Genomic DNA, 16,872 nt, shown 5'->3' with positions numbered 1-16,872 from the left:
GTGAGACGCGCATCACAGCCCACTTTGGCTGTGATGGCGTCTCCGACCTCCAACTTCGTGTAAGCTTTTGGAGGTGGTTCGGCCGGACTGCTTAGGTGGGACTCTTCGGAGGAAAACTTAGGCGGAGAACGGTGGAACCAGCGGGCTGTAGCGCAGCTTGGTAGCGCACTTGACTGGGGGTCAAGGGGTCGCAGGTTCAAATCCTGTCAGCCCGACCAAAAAGGCCGGAATCACGTGGAAACGCGTGATTCCGGCCTTTGGTCGTTAAGTCGGGTCGCTAAGGTGCAAGACTTCCCGGGCTCGTTCGCCACGCCCGTCATTCAGGGCGGAATTGCGCCTACGAGCCCGGGATCCGGCCTATGCCTTTTGCAACGCTCCGAGCGCCCTTACGAGCGGCTCAAGCTCCGGCACGGCCTCCGCGGCGTCCAAGGCTGCAGCCAGAGTCTCGTCATGGACAGGCTTGGCCGCTTCGAGGAGCTTCTGGCCGGCGCCCGTCAGCTCCGTGTAGATCCCTCGCCGGTCGTCGGCGCAGAGGATGCGGGTGAGCAGCCCCCGGTCTTCCAGGCGGTTGACCAGGCGCGTTGTGGCGCTGCTTGAGAGTGCGGTGGCGCGGGCCAGCTGCTGCATCCGCATGTGCCAGCCGTCTTGGCGGCTCAGGGCATCCAGCACCGTGTACTCCACGACAGAGAGCTCGTTCGAAGCCTGGAGCGCTCGTTCCAGCTCCGCTTCGATGCTTCCGTGCAGGGCGGCAAGGGTCCGCCAGCCCTGTGCCCGTACTTCTACGGCGTCATCCTTGATGCCCATGTCTGCTGTGCTCCTGCCTTGATGTTGAGTCGATCGCGGACGTTCGAAAGTAGTTGCTTGCGCAAGTACCTAGCGTATGCAACTATATATAGAGCGTCTGCAACTATTATCCTACGGTTCCCGGCGGCGCACTTCCACTTCCCAGGGGAACCGGCCATCTAAGGAGTTCCACATGCCCGCAGGGTTGATTGCCCTTGCCCTCGGCGGATTCGGCATCGGACTGACCGAATTCGTGATCATGGGCCTCTTGCCCGAGGTTGCCGCCGACTTCGACGTCAGCGAGGCTTCGGCCGGTTGGTTCATCTCCGGTTACGCCCTCAGCGTCACTGTCGGTGCCCTGCTGGTGACTGCCGCTGTGACCCGGCTGCCCCGCAAACCTGTACTCATGGGCCTGCTCGTGCTCTTTATCGCAGGAAATTTCCTCTCCGCGATCGCCGACACCTACTCGGCCATGCTGCTCGGACGTATCGTGGCCGCACTGTGCCACGGGGCCTTCTTCGGTATCGGCTCAGTGGTGGCCGCAAGCCTCGTGCCGGCGCATAAGAAGGCCGGCGCCATCGCGATCATGTTCACCGGCCTGACGGCGGCCAACGTCCTGGGTGTTCCCTTCGGGACCTTGCTGGGCCAGAACTTCGGCTGGCGTTCAACGTTCTGGGCTATCACCATGATCGGCGTAGTGGCGCTGCTCGGCGTCGCCTTCATGGTCCCCAAGGCCGGCACGGAACCCACAAAGGGCCTACGCAGCGAACTGGGCGCCTTCGCATCCGGCCAGGTGTGGCTGTCGATCATCGTGACCATCCTCGGCTTCGGCGGCATGTTCGGCGCCTTCACCTACATTGCCTTCACCCTCACCGAGGTCTCCGGATTTGAGCCGGGCGCCGTCCCATGGCTGCTGGTGCTGTTCGGTGGAGGATTGTTCGTCGGCAACTTCCTCGGCGGCAAGGCTGCCGATAAGGCCTTGGACAAGTCACTCATCGTGATCCTCGCCGGACTTGTGGTGGTTCTGGTCTTCTTCGCCCTGACGGCTGCCAGCAGCATTGCAACCCTGGTGTCCCTGGCCCTGATGGGCGGATTCGGATTCGCAACCGTTCCAGGCCTCCAGATGCGCGTGATGCACTTCGCCTCCACGGCACCAACGCTGGCATCGGGTGCGAACATTGGTGCCTTCAACCTGGGCAACGCGCTGGGCGCATGGCTGGGCGGCGTCACCATCACTGCCGGTCTCGGCTACACCTCGCCCATCTGGGCGGGCGCAGGGATCACGGTTGCTGCCCTGCTGGTCATGATTGCTGCTGCTGCGGCCGCCAAGCGCGGGGGAGGGGCCGCACCGACGGCAACTCCCGACGTCGAGCGCGAACCTGATGGGGCCATCGTCGCCTAAGTCATGAGGCCTGGATCCCGACGCCTGGAGCGTCACGTCTGACGCAGGCAGGAAAATGCCCGCCACGGAAAGTCCGTGGCGGGCATTTTCGGCTCTTACGGGGTGGGCGTGGGGTTCTGCGGTTCCGGTTCGGCGTTCCGGTTCCCGGCAGCCTTGATGCGTTCGTTCTCCGCCTGCTTCAGGGCCTTCATCTGGTTGCCCCGGCGCCGCCAGATCGACCACATGACCGTCACCGCAATAAAGACAACTACCGCGGCAACGGCGGAGATGGCTGTCCAGGTGGTGAAGAAGCCTGCATCCACGCTGAGGGTCCTCTGGCCGGCGTGGGCTGATTCCGTGGAGCCAAAGACGATTCCGGCAGTGAGCAGATTGGGAGTTGCGATGGCAACTGCCAGCAGGACGATGGCTGTTTTCCAGGGCCAGCGAACCGCTTTCCTGGTGGCCTGCCAGGCGACCAGCAAAGGAATGAAGGTAAATACGAAGCCGTAGAACATGCCGACCAGCACGCTGGCACCAAGGTCACGCCTGATTTGTCCTGCGATGACATCGGACCACCATCTGGGAAGAATTGCCCCAAGAATGAACCAGGCGGCCACAGCAACCAGCAAAAACACAAGGACCAGGATTATTTTGACGCCCAGGTTGCTCTTTTTCCCGGCTGGTACTTGTGCTTGTTCAGTCATGGGTCAATCATGGCAGAGACCCCATCAGGCGCAGGGGAATTGTGCCTATACTTTCAGCGGCGGCCAGCTGCGCAGGCCGTCGCCGAGGTTCGTCATTGTCCCGATGAAAGGCCACCCGTGAGCAATATTCCTGAAGAACTTTCCTACACTGCAGAACACGAGTGGGTAACCGCTCCGGATGCCGACGGCGTTGTGCGCATTGGCATTACCGACTTCGCCCAGGACGCGCTGGGCGACGTGGTCTACGCCCAGATGCCGGAGCCGGGGACAAAAATCACCGGCAATGAAGTTGTTGGGGAAGTCGAATCCACCAAGAGCGTCAGCGACATCTATGCTCCGGTTTCCGGCGAGGTCACCAATCGCAATGACGCGTTGGATACGGATCCCGCACTGATTAACTCGGACCCGTACGGCGAAGGTTGGCTCATTGAAGTAAAGCTCGCAGAACCTGACGCAGTGGATTCCCTGCTCAGTGCATCGGAGTACGAACAACAGGTAGGCTAAAGTTATCTGGCCCGCCAGGCTGTTTTCCCATTACAGGGGAAATGGAAGGGCGGGCCAGGAACCGATTTGCCCGGCGGTACCGGGATGCGGAAGTTGCTGGCAGGGTTTGGAACTGTCAGCGGATGAGGAGGAAATTCCATGGTTGGCGGCGAACAGAATCAAGCCAATGTCGGGAACGGCGCGGAGGAACAGCCGACGTCGGAGACCACCTCGATCAGCATCACGCCAACATGGGACGAGCCGAGCATTGCCCCCAAGTTGGCTCCTGAAGAGCGTGCATCCGTGGATGCTCTTCCGCCGAATTCGGCCTTGCTCATTGCACACAGCGGACCCAACGCCGGAGCCCGGTTCCTGCTGGACGCGGACACCACAACTGCCGGCCGGCACCCTGACGCGGACATTTTCCTTGACGATGTCACGGTGTCCCGCAAGCACGTGCAGTTCATCCGCACTACGTCGGGATTCGAGCTCGTGGACATGGGCAGCCTCAACGGTACGTATGTCAACCACGACCGCGTTGACCGCGTGCAGCTCAAGAGCGGCAACGAGGTCCAGATCGGTAAGTTCCGGTTGACCTACTACATCAGCCCTGTCCGCTCAGCAGGCCAAGTCTGACGGGGAACCTGCCTGTGGCTATTGCCCAGCCGGACCGTCGCGGGCCGCAGGTCCTGAACATCGGGGAAGTCCTCGCCCAATTGAGCGATGACTTCCCCGGAATGACTGCGTCCAAGATCCGCTTCCTGGAGGAAAAGGGCCTCATCAATCCGAAGAGGACTCCTGCCGGATACAGGCAGTATTCGGACAGCGACGTGGAGCGCCTGCGCTTCGTCCTTGCCCTGCAGCGTGACCAGTACCTGCCGCTCAAGGTCATCAAGGACTACCTCGACGCCATCGACCGCGGTGAACGGCCGGAGAATCTTCCTCCGGGGGTCACTGTCTCCCCGAGGGTTGTCTCGCCGGAAATGGCGGCGGAGATGCAAGGACGAGCCCGGGCCCTCACGGAGGAGCAATTGCGTGCCGAGTCCGGCGCCAGCGTGCCGCTGCTGGAAGCGCTCCTGAGCTTTGGCTTGATCTCCCATGTCGGTGGCAAGTTCGACGAACATGCCCTCCAGGTGGCCAGGGCTTGCGTTCAATTGGAGGGCCACGGCCTTGAGCCCCGGCACCTTCGTCCCTTCCAGGCTGCAGCCGAGCGGGAGTTCGGCTTGGTTGAAAGGGCCGTCGCGCCGTTGACCTCACGGCGCGACGCAGCATCCCAGGCAAGGGCCGCAGAAGCGGCACGCGAGATCAGCGAGCTGTGCCTCACCCTCCACCGGGCCCTCGTCCACGACCGAATCTCCCGGATGGACAGCTGATGATCGAAGTCGAAATTGTCGGTGTGCGGATCGAATTGCCGTCCAACCAGCCATTGGTGCTCCTTCGCGAACTCAACGGTGAACGGCATGTGCCAATCTGGATCGGCACGCCGGAAGCCAGTGCCATCGCCCTCGCCCAGCAGGGCGTGGTCCCGCCCCGGCCCATGACGCATGATCTCCTGATCGATGTCGTGGAATCGCTGGGTCACACAATCATCAGCGTGAACATCGTGGCGGTCGAGGACAACATCTTCTATGGCCAGCTGCAGTTCGACGACGGCACGGTGGTCAGTTCCCGCGCCTCGGACGCCCTCGCCCTGGCTTTGCGGGCCAAGTGCCGCATCTGGTGCGCTGACGCCGTCATGGAAGAAGCGGGTGTCCGGATCACCGAGCACGATGAAGGCGAGGATTCGGAGCCGGATCCCACGGTGGACGAAGAACGAGAAATGCGCCGGTTCCGCGAGTTCCTCGACGATGTGGAACCTGAAGATTTCGAAGGTTGAAACACCCTCAACCTAAAGTTGAGGGTGAAAGTTTCGACACGACTGGATTTTGGGCCCGAGGTCTTTGACCTCGGCGCTTCACGGGCCTAACGTCGAAGTATCAAGTTCCCGTTGCATACACTGCCCGCGCAAGTCACACTGGAAGGTGCCGACTTGTGGGAATTACACTGCTGCATTTTGTTGTTGTGTCAGGGGTATGCACCGTCCCCAAGGGAGCTGAGAACAAGGAGGTCACGTGAGTCCGAAAGGCGAAGCAGGCGAGCTGAAGCAGTCCTCTGCCGGCATTGCTGCGCCCGCATCCGGCGCCCAAGGTCTGCTCTTCACCGAGGATCTTCCCGTGCTGGACGAGGACGCGGGATACCGCGGCCCCACCGCATGCAAGGCGGCAGGCATCACCTACCGCCAACTGGACTACTGGGCACGCACAGGACTCGTTGAACCTGCTGTCCGTGGAGCTGCCGGCTCCGGATCACAGCGGCTCTACGGATTCCGCGACATCCTGGTTCTCAAAGTGGTCAAGCGACTTCTTGACACCGGCGTATCACTCCAGCAGATCAGGACCGCGGTGGAACACCTCCGCGAACGTGGCGTGGAGGACCTCGCGCAGATCACCCTCATGAGCGATGGTGCCAGTGTTTACGAATGTACCTCCGCAGATGAGGTCATCGACCTGGTGCAGGGTGGCCAAGGAGTCTTCGGCATAGCCGTTGGCCGCGTATGGCGGGAAGTTGAGGGCAGCTTGGCCGCGCTGCCGAGCGAGCACGCCGTCGAGCAATCCTTTCCCGACGACGAACTGAGCAAGCGCCGCGTTGCCCGCCGCATAGGCTAGGCAACCGACAAATGACATGAAGAAAGCCTCTTCCCACAGGGAAGAGGCTTTCTTGTTGTGCAGACCGGGGCCACTGACGGAGCCCCGCGCCCGTCAGCGTTGGCGGCGTTCCCTGGTGGAACCCTGCCCCTCAAGAAGACTCTCCAGCAGGGCATCGAAAAGTTTTGCGGCATTCTTCGCAGAATCTCCCGGCCAGTGGTGGACGGAATGCGCCGCACCCTGGATCTGCTGCCAATTGGCTTGTTCCGGAATGTGCGGAGTCAACAGCAGCTCTCCGAACATGGACTCCATTTCGGCCAGGCGGAAGGTGTGCTCGGCGGATCCGCTGCGCACGCGGTTGGCCACGATACCTGCCGGGGACAGATTGGGGGCGAATTCCTGGCGGAACAGCTGAATGGCCCTCATGGTTCGTTCGGTGCCCGCTACGGAAAACAGCCCGGGCTCGGCCACGAGCACCACGCGGTCACTGGCGCTCCAGGCCATGCGGGTCAATCCATTCAGGGACGGCGGGCAGTCGACCAGTACCAACTCGTAGTTGGTGGTGCCGGCCAGAACCGTGGACAGCCTGCGGAGGTCGCGGCGGCCGAGGTCGGGGCGGTCGTAGATTCCAGTGAACGCTGAGCCTACTGCGACGTCCAGGGTGCCGTTGCTGGAGCCGTTGGAGACCCAGCTGCTGCCGGCGACGTTGTCCTGGAGCCTGGCACGTCGAGGGCTTTTCAGCATCCGACCGATGTCCTGCTGGCCGCCGGGCTGGACACCAAGTGCCGTCGTGGCGTCGGCATGGGGATCGAGATCCACCACCAGGGTGGATATGCCGGCAGCGAGGGCCGCGGACGCCAGACCGGTGGTCACGGACGTCTTTCCCACTCCACCTTTGAGGCTGCTGATGCTGACTACTTGCACTTGAAAACCCAAAACCTAACGCCGGTTGCCGTATCGCGCTCATTCGCCTCCGGAATCACCGGAGCCGGGGCTTGCCGAAGCCCCCTCAACATCATATGGTGCTTCGGCATCGAATCCCGCTTTCTACGCGCCCGGCCAAGGGAGATCGCAGTTGGCAATAGCATGCCGTTGGATCGCGCGCACGCATATACAGCCCACATGACGATTCCTTTGTGATGGTTGCCACAAAGATTTGTGTTTGATGCTGGCGGCACTACACACTGTGACCACCGACCGATCCACCCGCAATGATGCAGGAGAAGTATGTTTTCGAAAATTCTGGTGGCCAATCGCGGCGAAATCGCGATCAGGGCGTTTCGCGCTGGTTATGAACTGGGCGCCAAGACCGTAGCCGTCTTTCCGCACGAGGACCGTAACTCGATCCACCGTCAGAAAGCCGACGAAGCTTACCTGATCGGCGAGGTGGGTCACCCCGTCCGCGCCTACCTGGACGTCGAGGAGGTTGTCCGCGTCGCCAAGGAAGCCGGGGCAGACGCCATCTACCCCGGCTATGGCTTCCTTTCGGAGAACCCGGATCTCGCGCGAGCGGCCCAAGCTGCGGGCATCACCTTCGTGGGCCCGCCCGCCGAGGTCCTGGAACTGGCCGGCAACAAAGTCGCAGCACTGGAAGCTGCCCGCAAGGCCGGTGTTCCCGTCCTGAAATCGAGCAAGCCGTCCAAGGATCTTGACGAACTTATTGCGGCAGCCGACGAGATCGGATTCCCCATCTTCGCCAAGGCTGTTGCCGGAGGTGGCGGTCGCGGCATGCGTCGCGTTGAGACGCGCGAGGCCCTCCCCGAAGCACTGCAGTCTGCCATGCGCGAGGCCGACGCGGCCTTTGGTGATCCCACGATGTTCCTTGAGCAGGCCGTACTGCGTCCGCGCCACATCGAAGTACAGATCCTGGCTGACGCCGAGGGCAACGTCATGCACCTCTTCGAGCGTGACTGTTCCCTGCAGCGCCGCCACCAGAAGGTCGTTGAAATCGCCCCGGCACCGAACCTGGATGAGAACATCCGCCAGGCGCTCTACCGCGATGCCGTGGCCTTCGCCAAAGCACTGAACTACGTCAACGCCGGAACGGTCGAGTTCCTGGTGGACACCGAAGGCGAGCGTGCGGGACAGCACGTCTTCATCGAAATGAACCCCCGCATCCAGGTGGAGCACACCGTCACGGAGGAAATCACCGACGTCGACCTCGTGCAGGCGCAGATGCGCATTGCGTCGGGGGAGACCCTGGCGGATCTGGGATTGAGCCAGGAAACCGTCTCCATCAAGGGCGCTGCCCTGCAGTGCCGTATCACCACTGAAGACCCCGCCAACGGCTTCCGGCCTGACGTCGGAAAGATCACCGGCTACCGTTCAGCCGGTGGCGCCGGTGTAAGGCTCGACGGCGGCACGGTCTACTCGGGTGCCGAGATCAGCCCCCACTTTGACTCCATGCTGGTGAAGCTGACCTGCCGCGGCCGCGACTACCCGGCTGCTGTTGCCCGCGCCCGGCGCGGACTCGCCGAGTTCCGTATCCGTGGCGTGTCCACCAACATCCCGTTCCTGCAGGCCGTCCTCGCTGACCCCGACTTCAACGCCGGCAATGTGGCGACGGATTTCATCGACAAGCGTCCTGAACTGTTGAAGTCGCACATCTCCGCCGACCGTGGCACCAAGCTGCTCACCTGGTTGGCTGAGGTGACTGTCAACAAGCCGAACGGCGAACTCAAGGTCCACAGCGATCCCGCAAGCAAGCTGCCCGCCGTCGAGGGTCCTGTTCCGACGTCGGGTTCGCGGCAGAAGCTGATCGAGCTCGGTCCGGAGGGCTTCGCCAAGGCTCTGCGCGAGCAGAACGCTGTGGCGGTCACTGACACCACGTTCCGTGACGCCCACCAGTCTCTCCTTGCCACACGGGTCCGCACCCGCGATCTGGTCGCGGCTGGTCCGGCAGTGACAGCTTTGATGCCTGAGCTGCTTTCAGTGGAGGCATGGGGTGGTGCGACGTACGATGTCGCCCTGCGGTTCCTGGGCGAGGATCCCTGGGACCGCTTGGCCGCACTGCGCCAGGCCCTTCCGAACACCTGCCTCCAGATGCTGCTTCGCGGACGAAACACCGTCGGCTACACGCCCTACCCGGAAGAAGTGACGGAAGCTTTCGTCGAGGAAGCCGCCGCTACGGGCATCGATATCTTCAGGATCTTCGACGCCCTTAATGACGTCAACCAGATGGCTCCGGCCATCCGGGCGGTCCGGGCCACGGGAACAGCTGTAGCGGAAGTGGCCATGTGTTACACCGGCAACCTCCTGGATCCCAACGAGGACCTGTACACGCTGGACTACTACCTGGACCTGGCCCAGAAGATCGTCGACGCCGGTGCGCACATCCTCGCCATCAAGGACATGGCCGGCCTCCTTCGCCCGGCCGCCGCGGCCAAGCTCGTTACCGCACTCCGTGAGCGTTTCGACCTGCCCGTGCACCTGCACACGCACGACACCGCCGGCGGCCAGCTGGCCACCCTGCTGGCAGCTGTCGACGCCGGCGTGGATGCGGTGGATGTCGCCGCGGCTTCCCTGGCCGGTACCACCAGCCAGCCTGCTGCCTCCGCGTTGGTTGCCGCTTTGGCCAACACTCCCCGTGACACCGGCCTCAGCCTGACCAACGTCGGCGCCATGGAACCGTACTGGGAAGCTGTGCGACGCGTTTACGCACCCTTCGAATCCGGCCTCCCGGGCCCGACCGGCCGTGTCTACCAGCACGAGATCCCGGGCGGCCAGCTGTCCAATCTGCGCCAGCAGGCCATTGCCCTGGGACTGGGGGAGCGGTTCGAAGCGATCGAGGACATGTACACCGCGGCAGACCGCATCCTCGGCCGCCTCGTCAAGGTGACACCGTCCTCCAAGGTCGTGGGCGATCTCGCCCTGCACCTGGTGGGACTGAACGCAGACCCGGCGGACTTCAACGAGAACCCGCAGAACTACGACATTCCGGATTCCGTCATCGGCTTCCTGTCCGGCGAACTTGGTGATCCTCCCGGTGGCTGGCCCGAACCCTTCCGCACCAAGGCCCTCCAGGGCCGCAGCGTGAAGGTCCGCGACGTCGATATCAGCCCGGAAGACAGCGCAGCGCTCAAGGGCGACTCCAAGACGCGCCAGCACACGCTGAACCGCCTGCTGTTCGCTGGTCCCACCAAGGACTACCTGAAGAGCGTGGACACCTACGGCAACCTTTCCGTTCTCGACACCCGTGACTACCTCTACGGTTTCCAGCAGGGCTCCGAGCACGTCATCGAACTGGAAAAGGGCGTCCGCCTCATTGCGCAGCTCGAAGCCGTTTCCGAAGCCGACGAGAAGGGCATGCGCACGGTCATGTGCACGCTCAACGGCCAGTCCCGGCCCGTGGTCGTCCGCGACCGCTCCGTGGTCAGCAACGTCAAGGCTGCAGAAAAGGCCGACCCAGCCCAGCCCGGACAGGTTGCAGCACCGTTCGCCGGTGCCGTGACCGTTACGGTCAAGGCCGGCGATGCTGTGAAGGCCGGTGACACTGTGGCCACCATTGAGGCGATGAAGATGGAGGCATCCATTACGACGCCGGTGGCCGGCACGGTTTCGCGCCTGGCCATCTCAGCTGTGGAGCAAGTGCAGGGTGGCGATCTGCTGCTGGTCATCAGCTAGCTAGCGGCCACGAAAAAGTACCCCGCCCGGAGTCATCCGGGCGGGGTACTTTTTGCTTTTTGCTTTTTGCTGTGTGCTGTCCGGCTGTTTGGCCGGAAGGCGGTCTAGGAGGCGCGGGGAGCCGAGTACATTTCCTCGATCACGGCGTCAAAGTCCTTCATGACCTGCGCGCGCTTGACCTTCAACGACGGTGTCAGGTGACCGGAGGCCTCGGTGAAGTCAGCCGGAACCACACGGAAGGCCTTGATGGCCTCTGCCTGGGAGACGGACTGGTTCGCCTTGCTGATCAGCTCCTGCACCGCAGCCTTGACCACGGCGTTTTCGGTGGCCTCGGCCAAAGTCGTGCCGGCCGGAAGTCCGTGGCGTTCGAGCCAGCCGGGCAGGGCTTCCTCGTCCAGGGTCACCAGCGCGCCGATGAAAGGACGGTTGTCACCAACCACCAGGACCTGGGACACCAAGGCGTCTGCGCGGATCTGGTCCTCCAACAGCGCTGGGACCACGTTCTTGCCGCCTGCGGTGACGATGATCTCCTTCTTGCGGCCAGTGATCTTCAGGAAGCCGTTGCTGTCCAGCTCTCCGATGTCGCCGGTTCGGAACCATCCGTCGGCTGTGAAGGTCTCTTCCGTGAGGTCAGGTCGTTTGTAGTAGCCGCGCATCACGCAGACGCCCTTGGCGAGAATCTCGCCGTCGTCCGCGATCTTCACTGCGTTCCCCGGAAGGGGAGCGCCGACCGAGCCGATCCGGATCATGGATGGAGTGTTGACGGAGATCGGAGCCGTGGTTTCGGTCAGCCCGTACCCTTCGAGGATTTGCAGGCCGATGCCCTGGAAGAAGTGGCCCAGGCGTTCGCCGAGCGGCCCGCCACCGGATACCGCGTGGGCCACGTGGCCACCCATCGCCGCCCGGAGCTTTCCGTAGACCAGCTTGTCGAACACGGCATGCTTGATCTTCAGCCCCAGGCCAAGGTTCCCGTCCTGGCGCGCCTTGGAATAGGCGATCGCGGTGTCTACCGCCCGGTGGAAGATGGCGCCCTTGCCACCGTCTTCGGCCTTCGTGAGCGCCGAGTTGTATACCTTCTCGAACACGCGGGGCACGGCGAGGATGAACGTCGGCTGGAAGCTCTGGAGGTCGCCCAGCAGATTCTTGATGTCCGGGGTGTGGGCAACCTTGACGCCGCCGGCCACGGCCAGCACAGAGATAAAGCGGGCAAAAACGTGGGCCAATGGCAGGAACATGATGGTCTTGCCGGATTCGTTGATGATTTCCGGCAACGAGGCGCGGGCATTCTCGGAAAGTTCCACGAAGTTTCCGTGGGTCAGTTCGCAGCCCTTCGGCCTGCCCGTGGTTCCGGAGGTGTAGATGATGGTGGCGATGTCCCGCAGGCCTGCCGCGGACCGCCGGGACTCGAGTTCGTCGTCGGGAACTCCCGCTCCCGCAGTGCGCAGGGCATCGAGGCCGGCGCCTTCGAGTTGCCAGACGTTGGCAACGGACGTGATGTCCTCCGCGACGACGGCCTGGCGGATGATGTCCTCATGGTGGGCTGACTCGCCGAAGGCGGCTACTGCGCCTGAGTCACCAAGGTTCCATGCCACCTGCGACGGCGACGACGTTTCGTAGATCGGGACGGAGACGGCCCCGGCGAACCAGATCGCGAAGTCCACCAGCGACCACTCGTAGCGTGTCCGGGACATGATGCCTACACGGTCGCCCTGTCCTACGCCGCTGGCGATGAGGCCCTTGGCCAGAGCCCGGACGTCAGCGAGGAAGTCGGTGGCGCGGATGTCCGCCCACTGCCCGCTGGCATCCAGCTTGGAGAACAGCGGGGGATTGGACGCCTTTCCCGCCTCCCGAAGCACGAGGTCCGTGATGTTGGTTTCAGGGGAGATGTTCACGAGGGGAGGAACACTGATTTCACGCACGGTAGCTCCTTTGATATCCACGGGCCACGAGGGGCTTCTTCCACTCTAGTATGCCCGCTCGCGGAGGTGTGTTCTATTTCACCTACTGGCGAGTAACTTTACGGATCAGGCGCCATTTCAAGCAACTCGGGGACTTCTGGACCCGGCGATGCGGGGGCGTGCCCGATGGCGGAATAGGATGATGGGATGCCCGCATTTCGGTCCAGCACCCGCGTAAACTCCAGGCCCCCGGCCGCTGCCTGGAAGGACGTCCCCTGGGCCGCCCGGCGAAGCCACTTGGGCCGCAGGGGACTGGCCATCGGAATCGATATCGGGGGCACCAAAGTTGCCGCCGGTGTGGTGGACGCCGACGGCAGGGTCCTCGCCGAGGCGCGCCGGTCCACCCCGGGCGCCGATCCGCGGGCAGTTGAACAGACCATTGTGGAACTCGTGGACGAACTCAGTGCGGGGCACAGGGTGGCCTCCGTGGGTATAGGCGCCGCCGGTTGGATGGACCTCGACGGCGGCACGGTGCTTTTCAGCCCGCACCTCGCCTGGCGTAACGAACCGCTCAGGGCCAGCCTGCAGAAACTGCTCAGGCGCCCGGTCCTGCTCACCAACGACGCCGATGCCGCAGCATGGGCGGAATGGCGCTTCGGGGCCGGTCAAGGAGAGAGCCGGCTTGTGTGCATCACCCTTGGTACTGGCATTGGTGGTGCCATGGTGATGGACGGCCGGGTGGAACGGGGCCGCTACGGTGTCGCCGGCGAATTCGGTCACCAGATCATTTTTCCCGGCGGCCACCGATGCGAATGCGGGAACCGAGGGTGCTGGGAACAATACGCTTCGGGCAACGCGCTGGGACGTGAAGCCCGCCAGCTGGTGAGGACAAATTCGCCCGAAGGCCGGGCCTTGCTGGATCGCGCCGGAGGCACCGCCGACAACATCACGGGGGCGGTCGTCACCGCCCTCGCCCTGGCCGGGGACGCTACGTCCCGGGAGTTGCTGGCGGACCAGGGCGACTGGCTTGGCCTGGGCCTGGCCAACCTTGCAGCTGCCCTGGACCCGGGAATGTTTGTCATCGGTGGTGGACTCTGCGACGCCGGAGACCTTTTGGCTGGTCCTGCCCGCGACTCTTTTGCCAAGAACCTCACAGGGCGTGGCTTCCGGCCCATGGCCAGGATTGAACTTGCCGCCCTGGGCCCACGTGCCGGCATGATTGGCGCTGCCGACCTCTCACGGGTCAGCGGCCGGACGCACAGCTAAGCGTCAGCGGGACCTGGAGCGTCGGCACCTAGATGCGGGCGCCGTCGTCGTCCTCGTTCTTCTCCTGCGGAAGCCTCATGATGAGGAAAACCACCGAGACCACAAACGCGGCGACGATTCCGAGGATGGCTGCCAGCGGCGCTGATCGCCAGAACATGGCAGTGAAGAGCAGCGCGATGGGTCCGCCCACAGCGCCCACCCAGGCCAGCATGGTCAGCGGTTCGGTACCTGCCAGGCTCGGCGGTTCTTCCGGGACGAACGACTCGTCGTCGTCGTCCACCTCAAAGTCACGCGGTCCCGGCGCACGCCCCTGACCCTCTCCGGCCATGGGATCAGCGTCCGGCACTGCAGCGGACGTGGAAAGGCCGAGGGGATCGAAATCCCGGAAAGACCTGGCTGGACCCGCCGGAGCCTCGCCGGGGCCGGCGGTGGGATCCGGTTCTTGTTCATCAGGCGTGGACCTGGTTGCCTCAAGCCGGGCCACGAGGTCCTGCCAGACCGCGTCGTCGTCTTTATTGGCGCTTTGGTCGGCGGAGTTGGGATCAGGCCTGTTCATGGGCTGCGTCCTTATCGGGAGATGGCCCCTGTCCGGCCAAGGCGGCAAGTGTCTGTTGAATGAAATCGACCGTACCGGAGAAGATTTCCGGTGCGTCGTTATCGAGGGTGGCCACGTGGTGGCTGTTGTGAAGATAGCTGATGTCAACCGGAGCGTTCACGCGGGAGCGGAGAAATTCCAGGCTGGCGTTCGATATGACGTTGTCCACTGTTGACCGGTAGACGCGCACCGGGGCGCTGATGCGTGGCAGGATCGCGGCCGTGTCCTTGTACATCTTCTTCAACTGATGGGCCGCGGCAACAGGGGTGCGTGCATACGCACCTTCGTCCTGGTCCGGTTTGAGGATGTCGTTGGCGATGGCCGGCGTCGTCTTCACCACGTACTTGAGTGCGGCGACGATCACGGCACGTGGATCGTCCAGGACGAGGCCGGGATTGACCACCACAGTCCCCGCGACGGGCCGCGTGGCTGCTATCCGCAATGCCAGGGTGCCGCCCATGGACAAGCCCGCGGCGAAGACGTAGTCGCACTCCGCAGCCAGTTCAAGGTAGGCATCATCCACTGCCCTGTGCCATTCCTGCCAGGATCGCTTCGCCATATCCTGCCAGGTAGTGCCGTGGCCCGGCAGCAACGGCAGGCGGACGGCATAGCCGGCAGCGGCCAAATGCTCAGCCCAGGGCCGCACGCTGTGCGGGCTCCCGGTGAAGCCGTGGGACATGACCACGCCGACGCGCGGTCCAGTTCCGCTCCAGCTGCTGAGGAACGGTGAGAAATCCGGGGTCATCTTCATGATGACTCCGAGGCTACTCTGTGATTGGCGTGCCGGCGGAAAAATGCTGCTGATTCTTCAAAAATGGTGGGGGCGTCAACGTCCAGGGTGGCCACGTGCCCGCTGTGCGGGAGGGTCACAACTTTCAGGCGCGCCGAGTCGATGTGCCTGCGGATCGTATCCACCGAGCTGGGCGGAATGACCCCATCCACCGACGATTTGAAGACCAATGCCGGCGCCTTCACCTGGGTCAATCCCCGGGTCGCGGACCGGAACAGCTTCTTGAGCTCGTGCACGGACTTCAAGGGTGTCTTGGAGTAGTCACTGTCTTCGATGAGCTCAGGTGCCGGGGAATCCTCCACGATGGGATCCGTGGTGCGCATGACGTATTTCAACGCGCCCACGTACTTCACGCGGCGGTCATAGAAGCTCAAACCCGGATTGACCAGCACGACGCCCGGAACATCGTGGAGGGACGCCAGACGGAGGGCTACGGCCCCACCCATGGACAGCCCCGCCACGAAACACGTTTCCGTTGTGGCAGCGAGGTCCATGTAGCTCTTTTCAAAGGCCCGGTACCAGTCCTGCCAGCGGGTTGTGGCCAGGTCATGCCAACTTGTCCCGTGTCCTGGAAGCAGGGGGACCGTGACAGCGAAGCCTTGCGCGGCCAGATATTCAGCCCACGGCAGCATGCTCAACGGGCTGCCGGTAAATCCGTGGCAGATCGCTACGCCGGTGGAGGCGTTCGGCCCATGTCCGGCGTAGTGGAAAGCGGCCGCGGCTGGTGGTTTGCGTTCCGTCATGCGTTCCATCGTGTCATTGTTCCGGACATTTCACACTGGAGTAGGGTTGCAGTTGAATGCCGGCCGGGTTGCCGGACGCATGCCTGCCAACGGCCGTGAGAGGACAAACGTGTTCTATTGGGTCATGAAGAGGATCTTTCTGGGTCCGATCCTCAAACTCCTGTTCCGCCCCTGGGTCAAAGGCCTGGACAATGTCCCTGAGAACGGCGCAGCGATCCTGGCCTCCAACCACCTTTCCTTTTCGGACTCCATCTTCCTTCCCCTGATGGTGCATCGCCCGGTGATCTTCCTGGCGAAGTCGGAGTACTTCACCGGCAAAGGGCTTAAAGGACGCCTGACGGCATTGTTCTTCAGGCTGAGCAACCAGCTCCCCATGGACCGGTCCGGAGGCGCCGCGTCCGAGATGTCGCTGCAGGCAGGCAAAGACGTCCTCACGTCGGGCGGCCTCCTGGGTATCTACCCCGAAGGCACGCGAAGCCCCGATGCCCGGCTCTACCGCGGCAAGGTGGGCGTTGCCCGGCTTGCCCTGCAGACCCGTGTTCCGGTGGTTCCGGTAGCCATGATCGGCACGGAGAAGGTCCAACCCATCGGCAAGAGGCTTCCAAGCATTCGCCGCATTGGCATCATCTTTGGGCAACCCTTGGACTTCAGCCGCTATTACGGCATGGAGGACGACCGCCTGGTCCAGAGGGCGGTCACCGACGAAATCATGTACGAACTGATGCGCCTCTCCGGCCAGGAATATGTGGACGAGTATGCCGCCGTCGTCAAGGCACGGCTGGCCGGAAAGGGGCCGGAGCCCCTCCACAAGCTCGAAGGGACCGAAGACGCCGTCGCGGACATCGCCGAAGACAGGGACGACCCCAATCCCGAAGGCCAGGAACCACCAAGGAAACTGTGACGCAGACGGCGGCATCAGTTA

At 63.2% G+C, this 16,872-nt stretch carries 16 protein-coding genes and 1 tRNA gene; 10 read left to right on the top strand and 7 right to left on the bottom strand.

From position 1 onward, the window contains the following. Positions 1-141: 141 nt before the first annotated feature. Positions 142-218, top strand: a tRNA-Pro gene (locus tag PV760_RS16885). 139 nt (positions 219-357) lie between these two features. Here the strand turns inward: PV760_RS16885 and PV760_RS16880 are convergent. Beyond that, positions 358-804, bottom strand: a complete 447-nt coding sequence (locus PV760_RS16880; RefSeq protein ID WP_039240712.1) for a MarR family winged helix-turn-helix transcriptional regulator — start codon at positions 802-804, stop codon at positions 358-360. A gap of 172 nt (positions 805-976) precedes the next feature. On the opposite strand from PV760_RS16880, the gene PV760_RS16875 reads away from it, so the two are divergent. Further along, positions 977-2,185, top strand: a complete 1,209-nt coding sequence (locus tag PV760_RS16875; protein ID WP_354628292.1) for an MFS transporter — start codon at positions 977-979, stop codon at positions 2,183-2,185. Between the two features lie 95 nt (positions 2,186-2,280). Here PV760_RS16875 and PV760_RS16870 read toward each other — a convergent pair whose 3' ends face one another. After that, complete coding sequence (locus PV760_RS16870; protein WP_354628291.1) at positions 2,281-2,868, bottom strand: hypothetical protein; 588 nt, start codon at positions 2,866-2,868, stop codon at positions 2,281-2,283. 117 nt (positions 2,869-2,985) lie between these two features. Between PV760_RS16870 and gcvH the strand changes: the two genes are divergently transcribed. The 5 genes from gcvH to PV760_RS16845 all read left to right on the top strand — a co-directional run bounded on the left by gcvH (position 2,986) and on the right by PV760_RS16845 (position 6,056). Beyond that, positions 2,986-3,372 carry a glycine cleavage system protein GcvH gene (gcvH, locus tag PV760_RS16865; RefSeq protein WP_018779262.1) on the top strand — a complete coding sequence of 129 codons (387 nt, stop codon included), beginning with the start codon at positions 2,986-2,988 and terminating at the stop codon, positions 3,370-3,372. A 138-nt stretch (positions 3,373-3,510) separates the two neighbouring features. Further along, positions 3,511-3,987: an FHA domain-containing protein gene (locus PV760_RS16860; RefSeq protein WP_354628290.1), complete on the top strand. Its 477-nt coding sequence runs from the start codon at positions 3,511-3,513 to the stop codon at positions 3,985-3,987. A 20-nt stretch (positions 3,988-4,007) separates the two neighbouring features. Next, positions 4,008-4,724 (top strand): transcriptional regulator FtsR, encoded by a 717-nt coding sequence (ftsR, locus tag PV760_RS16855; RefSeq protein ID WP_079582343.1) that lies wholly within the window; start codon positions 4,008-4,010, stop codon positions 4,722-4,724. Next, positions 4,724-5,227, top strand: coding sequence for a bifunctional nuclease family protein (locus PV760_RS16850; protein WP_018779265.1), 504 nt, complete (start codon positions 4,724-4,726; stop codon positions 5,225-5,227). Before ftsR ends, PV760_RS16850 begins: the two co-directional genes overlap by 1 nt. Before the next feature lie 235 nt (positions 5,228-5,462). Further along, the gene (locus tag PV760_RS16845; protein WP_018779266.1) at positions 5,463-6,056 is read left to right on the top strand and encodes a MerR family transcriptional regulator; all 594 of its coding nucleotides are present in this window, start codon (positions 5,463-5,465) and stop codon (positions 6,054-6,056) included. A 93-nt stretch (positions 6,057-6,149) separates the two neighbouring features. On the opposite strand, the gene PV760_RS16840 is transcribed toward PV760_RS16845, so the two are convergent. Beyond that, entirely contained in the window at positions 6,150-6,959 is an 810-nt protein-coding gene (locus tag PV760_RS16840) for a ParA family protein (RefSeq protein ID WP_354628289.1), read from the bottom strand. Between the two features lie 303 nt (positions 6,960-7,262). Here PV760_RS16840 and PV760_RS16835 point away from each other — a divergent pair, with 303 nt between their 5' ends. After that, positions 7,263-10,658: a pyruvate carboxylase gene (locus PV760_RS16835; protein WP_354628288.1), complete on the top strand. Its 3,396-nt coding sequence runs from the start codon at positions 7,263-7,265 to the stop codon at positions 10,656-10,658. Positions 10,659-10,762: 104 nt separating this feature from the next. Here the strand turns inward: PV760_RS16835 and PV760_RS16830 are convergent, their stop codons facing one another. Further along, on the bottom strand, positions 10,763-12,577 hold the full coding sequence (locus tag PV760_RS16830) for an AMP-dependent synthetase/ligase (RefSeq protein WP_018779270.1): 1,815 nt from the start codon (positions 12,575-12,577) through the stop codon (positions 10,763-10,765). Between the two features lie 186 nt (positions 12,578-12,763). On the opposite strand from PV760_RS16830, the gene PV760_RS16825 reads away from it, so the two are divergent. After that, positions 12,764-13,822 carry an ROK family protein gene (locus tag PV760_RS16825; RefSeq protein WP_018779271.1) on the top strand — a complete coding sequence of 353 codons (1,059 nt, stop codon included), beginning with the start codon at positions 12,764-12,766 and terminating at the stop codon, positions 13,820-13,822. Positions 13,823-13,850: 28 nt separating this feature from the next. Here PV760_RS16825 and PV760_RS16820 read toward each other — a convergent pair whose 3' ends face one another. The 3 genes from PV760_RS16820 to PV760_RS16810 are packed head-to-tail and all read right to left on the bottom strand — an operon-like array spanning position 13,851 to position 15,950. Further along, positions 13,851-14,378, bottom strand: coding sequence for a hypothetical protein (locus tag PV760_RS16820; RefSeq protein ID WP_039240718.1), 528 nt, complete (start codon positions 14,376-14,378; stop codon positions 13,851-13,853). After that, a complete protein-coding gene (locus PV760_RS16815) occupies positions 14,365-15,168 on the bottom strand; it encodes an alpha/beta hydrolase (protein WP_064723224.1) in 804 nt (267 codons plus the stop codon). Before PV760_RS16815 ends, PV760_RS16820 begins: the two co-directional genes overlap by 14 nt. Further along, positions 15,165-15,950, bottom strand: coding sequence for an alpha/beta hydrolase (locus PV760_RS16810; protein ID WP_189075771.1), 786 nt, complete (start codon positions 15,948-15,950; stop codon positions 15,165-15,167). The genes PV760_RS16815 and PV760_RS16810 overlap by 4 nt, the downstream gene beginning before the upstream one ends. Before the next feature lie 109 nt (positions 15,951-16,059). Between PV760_RS16810 and PV760_RS16805 the strand changes: the two genes are divergently transcribed. Then, entirely contained in the window at positions 16,060-16,851 is a 792-nt protein-coding gene (locus tag PV760_RS16805) for a lysophospholipid acyltransferase family protein (RefSeq protein WP_026267377.1), read from the top strand. Positions 16,852-16,872 lie beyond the last annotated feature (21 nt).

The sequence above is a fragment of the Paenarthrobacter sp. CC6 genome (genome assembly GCF_040560085.1).
In the GTDB taxonomy this organism is placed as follows: domain Bacteria; phylum Actinomycetota; class Actinomycetes; order Actinomycetales; family Micrococcaceae; genus Arthrobacter; species Arthrobacter nicotinovorans.
Note: the sequence above shows the minus strand (reverse complement) of the source record. Positions and strands in the feature narration are given on the sequence as shown.